We start from the raw sequence: 12,711 nt of genomic DNA on the forward strand, positions 1-12,711 counted from the left end.
TGAATCAAGTGGATGAAGATCATCAAAAAAACTTGAAACCGTGTTTCAAATTAACACAGCTAAATAGAACTTCGATGACTGCACATCAAAAAATCTAGTTTTGTCACAAAAATGTTGATTGGTCTTCATTTTTTCTCACAGATTTTTGTGTACACCCTCCCAATTTTGGGATAGCACCTAAACTCATCTAATTTCTATACTGCAGACATGATAATTTGAATAACAAGGAATTCGTGATGAAAAAAACTTTATTATGCTTAACTTTAGCAGGCTTACTCAGTGCATGTGGTGGTTCAGACAATGATTCTGGTAGTTCTGCTCCCCCACCTTCAAGCTCTCTAAAAACTGGGATACTGACCGATGGACCTGTGAGTGGCGCAACGTATACAATTAATGGCGTTTCTAAACGTACAAATGCTCAAGGGGAGTTTGAATATCAAGAAGGTGATGAAATCACTTTCCATATCGGAAATATTGAAATTGGCACAGTAACTGGTGCTGATCGTATTACCCCTATGGAGTTAGCCGATGATGTAACAACACGAACAAATTTACTTATTTTTTTTACAATCTTTAGATTCTGAGGGTGATCATGACGATGGTATTCAAATCCCTGACTCAGTGAGTCAACTCCCTGCAAACTCAATTGACTTCTCTAAACCAACAACAGAATTTATTACAAGCTTTCAACCTGTTCTACAAACAATAGAAGTTTTTAAAGATAAAGTCGTAGTTAGCGCAACAGAAGCACAAGCTAACTTTAACAAAAAACTCCTCAAAGATATCGTTGGGGTTTGGTACGCAAAAAATGCTGAATCAGAAATCGTACTTCAAGTAACCTCAGACGGGAAATACCTGATTGGCGAACCTATTGTTATAGCAAAACCGCTTAATTACCCATACACTCGTTAAAGAAACGACTAAAAAGCTTATCTATTGAGTTAACCAACCAATTTTTCCTTTTTGCTTTAACCCATGCCCACATTTTTTCAATAGGATTAAGGTCAGGACTATAAGGTGGTAAGCAAAGTATTTGATGCCCATGTTGGGCTAATAGATCTTGTATATCTTGTCGTTTATGGAAGGCTACATTGTCCATGACAATTACACTATTCGAGGGTAATTCTGGTAATAAAAACTTATCTACCCAAAAATGAAATACATCCGAATTTACTTTGCTATAAAATAAACCCACTGCAAATAACTTACCCTCATGGATTGCTCCTATTGCGTTGGTTTGATTTTCTAATTGCCAATTATATGTTCCATAACAAGGAGTTCCCTGTTTTGAATAACCATGAGGTCTATGTTCATGAGATTTAAATCCACTTTCATCAAGATAGATAATCGGGTGTTGATACCTTAATCGGTTTAAATCTTTTAAATACTGTTTTCTGAGTTCTGTTTTTGCTTTCGGGTGCCGTAAGGTCTTTTTTTAACTGTGATATTTAGACGCTTGAGCGCATCACCAATTGTAGAAGTACCACAACCAAAACGAGCAGCGCGTTCATATTGATAATCTTCAGGATATTGCTCAACATCTGCACGTAAGGCATCATCATCAACTTTAGATGGTTTTCTTGGTCGAGTTCTTTTTATTTCGATTCGCTTTTTCCATTCGACAATTGTATTTTTATTAATTTCGAAGTGCTGAGCAACAGCTCGGATAGATTGACCTTCTTCAAGCTTGGACAATATTTTCTTTCTAAAATGTATTGGATAACTCATATCGGTATTGTATTGGTTTTTTGGCGTGTTGACTATAAACTTTCGCAAGAAGTCTACTGTATTTTTTATTGTACCGCATAAAAAATCCCCGCAATATGCGGGGATTTTTTATAGCTCAGTATAAGGAGTAATTATTTACCGCCAAATACGTATGATACACCTACACGGCCACCAACTTCGTTACCGCCAGCGAAACCAAGTGCAGCACTTACAGAAGTACGACCATCAGCAAATACGCTTGCAACACCTAGGGCACCAGCAGATTCACCTTCATAGTGACCTACACCACCAAATACAGCGAATTGACCAGCACCGATGTTAGGAATTTGTTGTTGAGCAGCTAATGCAATAGCGATACCACGGTAAGAAGTTTTCTCAACATCATCAACACGTGAATTTAATTGGTTAACACGACCACTCACATCATTGTAGTATGATCGTACTTGACCAAGGTTTGCCGCGTCAGAATCCGCAACACCATTTGCAACATTAGACACAACGGTATTATTGGCATTCAAACCATTTGCAGTGATAGACACGCCATCTACAGAAATTTCACCCGCACTGATTGTGGTTGAACTGGTCTGAGTCGTAGTACCTGCCACTGTTTTTTCCAGCTGAATACCAGTAACGTCATCAATACGTTGTTGTGTGGTTGTAGTTGCAGCACCATCAGCAGTGATATCTGTATTTACTTGAGTCAGCTGATTAGATTCCTCAATACCAAATTTATCTACAACTGTTGTTTCACTCTTAGCCAATACAGTTTGAGAGCCATCACCCGCAACCTTGGTTTCAGAACCATAAAGCTTGTAGGTTGCACTTTCATCACTACGTTGTTCATCTTCATAACCACGAACAACCGTTGTAGAAGTAGTTACACCTGCCTGAGTCGTGCTTAAACTTTCTTGACGCTCAGCAGCCTCTGTATACAGAATAGCTTGTGATGCCAGCAAACCAGTAACCGTGTTGAACTCAGTTGATGCAGATTGACCATTAGTTGCATAAGTCTGTGAATTACCTGTCGCAACATCTGTCGTTGTTGTGCTCTGAGACTCCGATCCAGTTTCAGTTCTATTTATATCACCAGCCTGATAGATTGTTTCCTGACTATTCGATGCCCATTGTGATTCTTCAGTCTGTGTAGCAGAAATATAAGAAGATGTACCATTTCCACTTTCAGTCGTAACGCGACCCAAATCACTTGCGCCTACAGCATACAGTTTGTCATTAAACTCCCAATTATCTTGGTAAGTTTCTGTTGTTTCAGCTACTAGATTCTCACGGCTGCCTTGTTCAGTTTCAGTACGCGTAGTTTCTTCTTCTAGTTCCTGCCCTGGTTTATATTTAGTAGTTTTTTCAGCAAAGTTTGATGCTGAAGTATCAATTTGAGCTGCTGTTGCAACACCACCCACGTCAACAAATGTCACATCCTGAGTTGCTTGAGTACCAGCACGAGTACCTTCCCACTCTTTATCAACTACATTCTCATTGTAAACAGTGATTGTTTGATCAAGAGTCGAATTATCATACTCAACCGAACCATCTTCATAAGTGATTTTTTCTTTATTTACAAATGAATCGGTAGACTTATAGAATTCATCTTCATTATAACGTACAGATTCTGTTGAATTATATTCCTCGAAGTTTTCCTGTACAGCATTCAACGTCAAACCAGGAGTTGAACCTTCTGCATAGCTAACCTCAGTACGGATTTCTTCACCATCTTTATCATGACCCAATACAACATAGTAATGATCTTTACCATTTTGATCGGTCCAAGTATTCACATCTGCAGCTGTAATAGGTGAGCCATCTAGCTTACGTCTAAAACCAGAACCTACATCCGCAAAAGCAGAAGACTCTACAACAGTAATAGGACCCGTTTTGAATTTTTCATCACTGCGGAAGTTCAATTTAAGATCACGATCGACTTCGATGTTTTCCTGCATACTTGAATAGTAGTCAGCTGATCCGTCAAATTGTCGGATGTCATGTGCAACAAAGCCATCCTGCTGATCTGTAACTGTTTTGTTATAGTCAAATGTAAATGAACGATGTTTCAGATCAGTATCAGTCGAACGTGTATCATCTCCAATTTTAGTGATAACAAAATCATCACCATTAGCATCTTCTGTTGCTTGGTAGTTAGAATAAGCACCTGACACACTTGAAGTTACTTCAGTTACTTTATCTACAACAGGTTTTCCATTAACAAGGACCACCCCATCTTCATCAGTCAAGAAATCACGGTCTTTCGATGCTTGTGTAAACTTAAATGAAGATTCTTGGTCAATATTAGATTTACCATCTTTATATTGAGTTACACTATTTTCCCATGAGCGATTGTCATATTGCTCAAAACCATCAAGAACAGCTGTCTCTTTGTAATTAGCTGTACCAGAACGGCTACGTTCAAAATCTTTGGCACTCACTTCATCATAATTGGTAAATTTTGATGACTGAGCATTGGTTTGTTCGCTAATATTAGACACTAATACATCATTACCCTCAACTTTAAAGGTAACGAAATCACCAGAATTATCATCATATTGGTAGTTAGCATCTTGCTTGGTAGAAGAGCGGCTACGTTCTACAACCAGTAACTTGCCATCAGGATCACGGCTAGTCTCTACGCCATTTTGAATATCTGAATTATATGCAGTTAAATTAAAATTGCGCTCACTGGTATCTTCTAACACCACATAACTGGTTTGACCGTCAACCTGTACTGGTTGACCATTTTGGTCATAGGCAACCGCATTATCCTTATAATTTCGAGTACGCTTACTTTCAATAGTACGATCTAGTACCTGATCATCATTATAGTCAACTACCGTTCTACTACGCGAACTTGTGTCTTCAAAAGCACCCGCAACTTTAGTTAAATCATATGCTTGAAAGTTAGATTCAGTCAAAAGCCCAGGATCAGCAAATCGGTCATCATAGGTATTCCCCAAATAAACACCAGCACGGGTTTCCGCGGTACGAGTTACCAAGCCATTCGCACTATAAGATGAGGAAGTATCTATAGTGCGTGTATTTATTGTTTCTATATCTTCAGGTGACAGACGAGTATCAGATGACGTAGAAGTTTTTGTAACCGTATCTTTACGTACTTCCTGATATTGCTTAACTCCAGGTTGACCTTCTACTGCAGTTGGTAGTGTAGTATACACCACTTCATCTTGATCATCTGGACCTGTAACTTCAAAGCGTTCAGTACTATTAAATCCATCGGTATTAACAATAGTTTCAGAGCCTGTAGATTGATCATACGCATAAGCCCACGATGGAACACCAGGAACATCATAAGTCGGATCAACTTTGTCACGTGTTGGTAAAGCTGTCGGTGCAGCTAAGGCATTCCCAGCAACGACTGTTAATACAGCCGCAGCTAATGCTGATTTCTTAAATGTCATAGATTTGTCCTCTTTCAATTCTTATAAAAAGACTGGTTTACCCTAGGATGTTTGCAAACCAGCAAAACTGAGTTGAATGTCTGGTTGTTCTGGAGAATGCCATCCACCCCATACCGCCGCTAGAGCGATCCTGAGTCAATAATATACAAAACGAAACAAATATATCAATCAATATTTGATTTATTTTTCAATTTAAAATTGATTTTAAAGGTGAAAATAATATGAAATTAACTAAGATTTTGTTTTAAATAGCAATTTAAGAATTAAAAAATGATAAAGTAACCTTGATTAATTAACAGATTGATTACCTGATATTTGTATTAAGCTAAACTAAACATAAAGTATAGAAACAAATAATGATTACAAATGATTACAACAAGATGGGCTAAAAAACTTTGTTACAATTGAAATATGAGTCGAGTTTTCTTAAAATTATGCTCTTAAAATCATTGTAGTATTTTAAATACATTTTTAAGATAAAACTTATAAAGTGTATGATGTGATAGCAAGAGAGAACTTAATTTATGAGCAATCAACAAGAAAAAAAATTATTTGCTGAACGATTGACACAAGCTTTACTGGATGCTGCACACCCTATTAGCCCTACTTTTTTATCTAGGGAGTTCAATCACCGTTATGACGGCAGCCCAATTTCAGTACAATCTGCGAATAACTGGTTATTAGGTAAGGCCATCCCTAGCCAAGATAAACTTTCTATTTTAGCAATCTGGCTAAATGTATCTAATCAATGGCTAAGATTTGGAGACCAGGATATTAGTCCGAGTGCTCAGATTTCAGAACATGATATTGGAGATCTAGACTATTATCTGAAGTTTCGCGCTTTAAAAAATCATCATAAAGATATCATTAAAAAGTTGATTGATGAGTTAAATCAATTGTAATTTTTATGCGTGAAATAAGCTAAAATTTTTTTATGCTCATGCTCATACCTCCGTAAACGATCTTCATATTCCTTTAATTTTCGGTATAAAGACTTTAATTCACATTTACTAATCAATACCAGTTCAGAATGATCCTCTGAACTTTTCCCCTCATTATTTATAACTGTACTGTTCATATAGCCGCACATCAATTATATTTTAATTAAATAATAAATCAAAAATTTATATATTCCAAGATCAAATGTTACAAAAATAAACATTAATCAATTTTTTAATAAAAAATGAAACCCTGTTTGCATTTTTTAATCTAGATCAAACTTATGTCTCAAATTTTACTCTATTTTTTATTGAAATTGTACTTTTTTATCAAGAAATAAAAAAAATCCCTACCTGAGGTAGGGATTTTTCAAGATCAAATGATCAACATGAATTACATCATGCCGCCCATTCCACCCATGCCGCCCATATCAGGCATTGCAGGTTTGTCTTCCGGGATATCAGTGATCATGCATTCAGTTGTCAGCATTAAAGCAGCCACAGAAGCAGCATGCTCAAGCGCAGAACGTGTCACTTTAGCAGGGTCAAGAATACCCATTTCCAGCATGTCGCCGTATTCGCCAGTTGCAGCGTTATAACCGAAGTTACCTTCGCCATTTTTCACTGCATTAATTACAACAGAAGGCTCATCACCAGCATTAGATACGATTTGACGAAGCGGTGCTTCAATCGCACGACGAAGAATGTTGATACCTACATTCTGGTCATCATTCGCGCCAGTTACGCCTTCAAGTGCTTTAGCAGCACGTACCAGTGCAACACCACCACCCGCAACAACACCTTCTTCAACCGCAGCGCGAGTTGCGTGAAGCGCATCATCCACACGGTCTTTCTTCTCTTTCATTTCAACTTCAGTTGCAGCACCAATTTTGATGACTGCTACACCGCCTGCTAATTTAGCAACACGTTCTTGAAGTTTTTCTTTGTCATATTCAGAAGTAGATTCTTCGATTTGCGCACGGATTTGCTGAACACGCTCAGAAATCTGATTTGCATCACCAGCACCATCCACAATCACGGTGTTTTCTTTAGAGACTGTAACTTTGTGCGCGCTACCCAAATGCTCTAGTGATGTTTGCTCCAAAGACATACCAATTTCTTCAGAAATAACCGTACCGCCTGTCAAGATTGCAATATCTTGAAGCATTGCTTTACGACGATCACCAAAACCAGGCGCTTTCACCGCACATACTTTGATGATGCCACGCATGTTGTTCACAACAAGCGTTGCCAGCGCTTCGCCTTCAACATCTTCAGCGATGATCAGAAGAGGCTTACCTGTTTTTGCAACCGCTTCTAGGACAGTAATCAGTTCACGAATGTTGCTGATTTTTTTATCAACAAGAAGAATGAACGGGTTTTCAAGTTCTGCAGTCAAAGTATCTTGTTTGTTCGCGAAGTATGGCGAGATATAACCGCGGTCAAACTGCATACCTTCTACAACGTCAAGCGCGTCTTCAAAGCCTGAACCTTCTTCAACAGTGATTACGCCTTCTTTACCAACGCGTTCCATTGCTTCTGCAATTAACTTGCCCACAGTCGTGTCCGAGTTTGCAGAAATAGAACCTACTTGCTCAATCGCTTTCGTGTCAGAAGCAGGTTTAGCCGTTGCTCTAATGTCTGCAACGACTGCCTTTACAGCAAGGTCGATACCACGTTTCAAATCCATTGGGTTCATGCCCGCAGTTACAGATTTGATGCCTTCATTTAAAATGGCTTGTGCAAGTACTGTTGCAGTGGTCGTACCGTCACCTGCGATATCATTGGTTTTGCTAGACACTTCACGTACAAGCTGAGCACCCATGTTCTCAAACTTGTCTTTCAAGGTGATTTCTTTCGCAACAGATACACCATCTTTAGTGATGTGCGGCGCACCGAAAGAACGGTCAATCACTACGTTACGACCTTTAGGGCCTAAAGTTACTTTAACTGCATCTGCAAGGATGTTTACACCTGCGATCATTTTTGTGCGGGCTGAATCACCAAATTTTACGTCTTTTGCTGACATGTTTGACTCCAAATATCTTTAAATAATGTTCAAATTGACTTTGAATAACGAGTGCTGAAATTAGCCTTCAAGTACCGCTAAAATGTCAGACTCTTTCATAATAAGAAGTTCTTCACCGTCTACTTTAACTGTGGTGCCTGCATACGTACCAAACAAGACTTTATCGCCCACTTTAACGTCTAAAGCGCGCACGCCATTGTCTGTGATTTGACCATTCCCTACTGCAATCACTTCACCTTGCGCTGGTTTTTCTGCAGCAGAACCTGGAAGCAAAATACCGCCAGCTGTTTTTGTTTCTTCTTCAACACGACGAATAACTACGCGGTCATGTAATGGACGAATGTTGCTCATAAATAACTCCATCAGACTAAGTCTATGTATAGATTCCTGATGACGACTTATTTATTCCATGTGTCATCATCAAAATAAATTTTAGATGACACAGTTGTGGGGATGGAAAAATTCGCTTCAAGGGGAAACGCTAAAAATATTTCAGTTTTTGTTGTTTTTTTAGACAAGTTGAGGGGTTCAACCTTTTATTCTGCGTTTTGCTGCCACAACACGAATTGTTTTTGTCCTACATCAAAGATGTAATGCTGCACATCACCATTATTGCAGACTATATTTAAGCTATTCGGCATACCTTGATGCAAACGCTGTGAAATTGCAGTTCCTGCATGAATATCGAGTACAGGATGTGCTGCACCAAGTGCATAGATTTGATTGAGGTCATATACAGCAGGCTGGTGTAAATGACCATGTAGCAAGGCATGCAAGCCGTTTTTACTCCATTGCTCCAACGCAATACGTCCCAACACAGGACAATCTTTAATACCGTGCACATTATCGGGCGGTGTATAGAACGGCTGATGCGCCACCAAAATTTTTAACTTATTGCTGGGCGCAGCTTGCAATAAGGCGTCGATCTCCTGAATTTGATTCAAAGAAATATGCCCACGGGTATGAAAACGTCGCCGAATACTGTTCACCCCTATCACATAAAAATGGGCGGTTTCCAAAATTGTTTCCATACGCCCAAAAAACAACTGATACCGTGCAAACGGACTAAAAAAACGATTCCAAAGATGGTATAGCGGAATATCGTGATTTCCTGGCACAACTAAATACGGTAAATTCAAACTGTCTAAAAAATGCTTACAGGCATAAAACTGTGCATAGCGTGCACGTTGGGTTAAATCACCACTGACCACAACCGCTTCCGGTCGCATACTTGCACACAGTTGTTGTACTGCCTGCATACAAGCCACATTTTCAGTGCCAAAGTGCAAATCAGACAGATGCAGCAGCATGCGGCACCTTAATCTTCAATGCATTTTTCAATACCGAAATACGCAGTGGTGGGCGCATTTTGACAATTTCTCCATCAAGCGCCACGGTCAGTTGTGGGCGTTTACTATGAATGACCACCTGCTCTGCTGCAAAACTGTACATATCATCGGCTTGCTCAGCCTTCCCCTGAATTAATTGCCACAGAATTTTAAATAAAGTCAATTTATCGGACTTTGCCACTGCAACACCTGCGACTTTTCCCGCTGCAGCAGCTTTGGCAATACGTAAATTCATTTCAGACAGTTGTAATTGATTATTCCCAAAGAAAATGAGCGGAGTTTTCAGCGGATAGCGCTTTGTATCGACCTCTATTTCTAATTTTAATTCTTTACGGTCACGCAGAAGCACATCTAAAGCCGAGGTATAGGCATGTAAAGGAAAGCGTCCTAAATAACGGTTATAACGCTCACGTTTTTGAATAAATAAAGGGTATAAACCCAAACTGGCATTATTTAAATAGATGTGTTGATTGATTTGTGCCACATGTACTGCACGCATACTGCCAGTTGCGATCACATGCGCTGCTTCAATTAAATCTAGCGGAATATTCAGTAAGCGCGCCACATAATTAAACGTGCCCAAAGGCAAAATACCCATGGGGATAGATGTCCCTTTTAACTTTGCAGCAACCGCATTTAAAGTACCATCTCCACCCGCTGCAACCACAACACCGCTTAACTGCGCTGCTTGATGCCGTGCTAATACCTGTTGCATCAGTTGATCAAAATTGGCGATATCGCCCATTTCAAACAATTGGATTTCAAAACCATGCTGTGACAAAACATGCAACAACTCTTCATAGACACCTTCTTGCTGTGTGGCATGAAATCCAGATTTTTGATTATAAATAAGCGATAACGGCTGTAATGTTGTCGACATTTTCTTCAATCATTTTAAAGCTTTTGCTCTAATTTCAACCAATTGATGCAGAATGAAAAGCAGCTTTATGTAAAAATCGAATGACGACCATTCATTAAATCAATAATCATTCTTTATAAAATTTAAGATATAAGTACATGTTTTAATTAAAAATAATTAAAATAAATAATGCCCATAATTTTTTTAAATAATGATAAATGGAACACAAAAAAGTTGTAAGCCCATGTTTCATATATGTTATTCATTATTTATATGGGTATTTTTCACATAAAGCTAAATCAAGCCTATGTCTTATTTTTTTTATGTTTTTGTGCTTTAATACAGCCACTTTTTTTTCATATTTCATCTGAACCATGTACCCCATCGTTCAGATTGTACTTTGTACACGACTTGTACACATTTAAGATAGGCCTCACCATGACCCAAGTGAACGCACCAGAATTCGTTCGTCACCCTAAGCTTATTGCATGGGTTGAAGAAATTGCAAAGTTAACGAAACCAGCAAAAATTGAATGGTGTGACGGTAGCGCTGAAGAATATCAACGTCTTATTGACTTGATGATCGCTAACGGCACCATGCAAGCATTAAACCAAGAAAAACACCCTGGTTCGTACCTTGCAAACTCTGATCCTTCTGACGTTGCTCGTGTTGAAGACCGTACTTTCATCTGCTCTGAAAACAAAGAAGATGCTGGTGCGACCAACAACTGGGAAGCGCCAGCTGAAATGCGCGCTAAATTAAACGGTTTATTCGACGGTTCAATGGCTGGTCGTACCATGTATGTGGTTCCATTCTCTATGGGCCCATTAGGTAGCCACATTGCGCACATCGGTATTGAATTAACTGACTCTCCTTATGTTGCTGTCAGCATGTCTAAAATGGCTCGTATGGGTAAAGCTGTTTATGACGTATTGGGCACAGATGGCGAATTTGTTCCTTGCGTACACACTGTGGGCGCACCATTGGCTGAAGGCGAAAAAGACGTTGCTTGGCCATGTAACAAAGAAAAATACATCGTACATTATCCAGAAACTCGTGAAATCTGGTCGTATGGTTCTGGTTACGGCGGTAACGCATTATTGGGTAAAAAATGCTTAGCGCTTCGTATTGCTTCTGCAATGGGCCGTGAACAAGGCTGGTTAGCAGAACACATGCTTATTTTAGGCGTGACCAATCCACAAGGCGAAAAACACTACATCGCTGCAGCATTCCCTTCTGCATGTGGTAAAACCAACTTTGCGATGTTAATTCCACCTGCAGGTTACGAAGGCTGGAAAATTGAAACTGTAGGTGACGATATTGCTTGGATCAAACCAGGTGAAGATGGTCGCTTATATGCAATTAACCCAGAAGCTGGTTTCTTCGGTGTTGCTCCTGGTACAAACACCAAGACTAACCCGAACTGTATGGCAACTCTGCACAAAGACGTGATTTATACCAACGTTGCTGTGACTGACAACGGCGAAGTATGGTGGGAAGGTCTATCTAAAGAAGTTCCTGCAAACCTAACCAACTGGAAAGGTCAACCACACACTGGCGCAGAAAAAGCAGCTCATCCAAATGCGCGCTTCACTGTTGCAGCAGGTCAATGCCCTTCTATCGATGCTGACTGGGAAAATCCAGCAGGTGTTCCAATTTCAGCGTTCATCTTCGGTGGTCGTCGTGCAGACACAGTGCCTCTAATTTCAGAAGCATTTGACTGGGTAGATGGCGTATATAAAGCAGCAACGATGGGTTCTGAAACGACTGCAGCAGCCGTTGGTCAACAAGGTATTGTACGCCGTGACCCATTTGCAATGCTTCCGTTTGCTGGTTACAACATGGCAGACTACTTCTCTCACTGGTTAGAGATGGGTGAGCAAGTTGGCGAGAAAGCAAAAGCTGCAGGCAACAAATTACCAGGTATCTACAATGTAAACTGGTTCCGTCGTGATGCAGAAGGCAACTTCGTATGGCCTGGTTTTGGTCAAAACATGCGTGTGCTTGAGTGGATCATTGATCGTTGCGAAGGTCGTGCAGAAGCTGTTGAAACTCCAATTGGTTTCGTTCCAAAGTATGAGCAATTGAACTGGACTGGTTTAGATTTCTCTAAAGAGCAATTTGAAACTGTAACAGCGCAAGACAAAGAACAATGGATCAAAGAGTTAGAAAGCCACACTGAGTTATTCAACAAACTTGGTGAGCGCCTACCTGCTGCATTGAAAGCACGTCAAGCTGCTTTACTTGAAGCGGTTAAATCTGCGTAATTCAACGCTGATTGCTAAGAAAAGGTCACTTCGGTGACCTTTTTTTATTGCCCTAATATTTTAGTTGCTAAAAACATCAACATTCCAGCTTCAACATCCCCAGCTGATGTGTAAATAC

The 12,711-nt window shown here is 39.6% G+C and carries 10 protein-coding genes and 1 pseudogene; 4 read left to right on the top strand and 7 right to left on the bottom strand.

The features are described 5' to 3' along the window. Positions 1–236 precede the first annotated feature (236 nt). Together VF675_RS02570 and VF675_RS02575 are read left to right on the top strand one after the other, a co-directional pair. Complete coding sequence (locus VF675_RS02570) at positions 237–584, top strand: hypothetical protein (protein WP_440204693.1); 348 nt, start codon at positions 237–239, stop codon at positions 582–584. A 37-nt stretch (positions 585–621) separates the two neighbouring features. After that, positions 622–912 carry a hypothetical protein gene (locus VF675_RS02575; protein WP_440204694.1) on the top strand — a complete coding sequence of 97 codons (291 nt, stop codon included), beginning with the start codon at positions 622–624 and terminating at the stop codon, positions 910–912. Here VF675_RS02575 and VF675_RS02580 read toward each other — a convergent pair. From VF675_RS02580 to VF675_RS02590, 3 genes and pseudogenes are all read right to left on the bottom strand, one after another. Further along, positions 890–1,363: pseudogene (locus VF675_RS02580) on the bottom strand (IS630 family transposase); the annotation flags it as partial. The gene VF675_RS02575 and the pseudogene VF675_RS02580 overlap by 23 nt on opposite strands. Positions 1,364–1,380: 17 nt before the next feature. Next, entirely contained in the window at positions 1,381–1,728 is a 348-nt protein-coding gene (locus tag VF675_RS02585; RefSeq protein ID WP_440204695.1) for an IS630 transposase-related protein, read from the bottom strand. Between the two features lie 131 nt (positions 1,729–1,859). Next, positions 1,860–5,150 carry a YadA C-terminal domain-containing protein gene (locus tag VF675_RS02590; RefSeq protein WP_440204696.1) on the bottom strand — a complete coding sequence of 1,097 codons (3,291 nt, stop codon included), beginning with the start codon at positions 5,148–5,150 and terminating at the stop codon, positions 1,860–1,862. Between the two features lie 524 nt (positions 5,151–5,674). On the opposite strand from VF675_RS02590, the gene VF675_RS02595 reads away from it, so the two are divergent. Next, positions 5,675–6,052 (top strand): hypothetical protein, encoded by a 378-nt coding sequence (locus tag VF675_RS02595; RefSeq protein WP_440204697.1) that lies wholly within the window; start codon positions 5,675–5,677, stop codon positions 6,050–6,052. Positions 6,053–6,482: 430 nt separating this feature from the next. Here VF675_RS02595 and groL read toward each other — a convergent pair whose 3' ends face one another. The 4 genes from groL to VF675_RS02615 form a co-directional block, all read right to left on the bottom strand. Further along, positions 6,483–8,117 (bottom strand): chaperonin GroEL, encoded by a 1,635-nt coding sequence (gene groL, locus VF675_RS02600; RefSeq protein ID WP_440204698.1) that lies wholly within the window; start codon positions 8,115–8,117, stop codon positions 6,483–6,485. Between the two features lie 60 nt (positions 8,118–8,177). Next, entirely contained in the window at positions 8,178–8,468 is a 291-nt protein-coding gene (locus VF675_RS02605; protein ID WP_004972131.1) for a co-chaperone GroES, read from the bottom strand. Between the two features lie 185 nt (positions 8,469–8,653). Continuing rightward, positions 8,654–9,427, bottom strand: a complete 774-nt coding sequence (locus VF675_RS02610; RefSeq protein ID WP_440204699.1) for a metallophosphoesterase family protein — start codon at positions 9,425–9,427, stop codon at positions 8,654–8,656. Next, positions 9,408–10,346 carry a diacylglycerol/lipid kinase family protein gene (locus VF675_RS02615; protein ID WP_440204700.1) on the bottom strand — a complete coding sequence of 313 codons (939 nt, stop codon included), beginning with the start codon at positions 10,344–10,346 and terminating at the stop codon, positions 9,408–9,410. The genes VF675_RS02610 and VF675_RS02615 overlap by 20 nt, the downstream gene beginning before the upstream one ends. 417 nt (positions 10,347–10,763) lie before the next feature. Between VF675_RS02615 and VF675_RS02620 the strand changes: the two genes are divergently transcribed. Continuing rightward, entirely contained in the window at positions 10,764–12,593 is a 1,830-nt protein-coding gene (locus VF675_RS02620; protein ID WP_440204701.1) for a phosphoenolpyruvate carboxykinase (GTP), read from the top strand. Positions 12,594–12,711: the final 118 nt, after the last annotated feature.

Origin of the sequence: Acinetobacter sp. Lyrl_1 (genome assembly GCF_051948795.1) — a bacterium.
GTDB lineage: Bacteria > Pseudomonadota > Gammaproteobacteria > Pseudomonadales > Moraxellaceae > Acinetobacter > Acinetobacter towneri.

Excerpts from the sequence above, each read along its gene's own strand:
- VF675_RS02590 (WP_440204696.1), bottom strand. The coding sequence starts at position 5,150 with ATGACATTTAAGAAATCAGCATTAGCTGCGGCTGTATTAACAGTCGTT.
- VF675_RS02615 (WP_440204700.1), bottom strand. The coding sequence starts at position 10,346 with ATGTCGACAACATTACAGCCGTTATCGCTTATTTATAATCAAAAATCT.
- VF675_RS02570 (WP_440204693.1), top strand. The coding sequence starts at position 237 with ATGAAAAAAACTTTATTATGCTTAACTTTAGCAGGCTTACTCAGTGCA.
- VF675_RS02605 (WP_004972131.1), bottom strand. The coding sequence starts at position 8,468 with ATGAGCAACATTCGTCCATTACATGACCGCGTAGTTATTCGTCGTGTT.
- groL (WP_440204698.1), bottom strand. The coding sequence starts at position 8,117 with ATGTCAGCAAAAGACGTAAAATTTGGTGATTCAGCCCGCACAAAAATG.
- VF675_RS02610 (WP_440204699.1), bottom strand. The coding sequence starts at position 9,427 with ATGCTGCTGCATCTGTCTGATTTGCACTTTGGCACTGAAAATGTGGCT.
- VF675_RS02585 (WP_440204695.1), bottom strand. The coding sequence starts at position 1,728 with ATGAGTTATCCAATACATTTTAGAAAGAAAATATTGTCCAAGCTTGAA.
- VF675_RS02620 (WP_440204701.1), top strand. The coding sequence starts at position 10,764 with ATGACCCAAGTGAACGCACCAGAATTCGTTCGTCACCCTAAGCTTATT.
- VF675_RS02595 (WP_440204697.1), top strand. The coding sequence starts at position 5,675 with ATGAGCAATCAACAAGAAAAAAAATTATTTGCTGAACGATTGACACAA.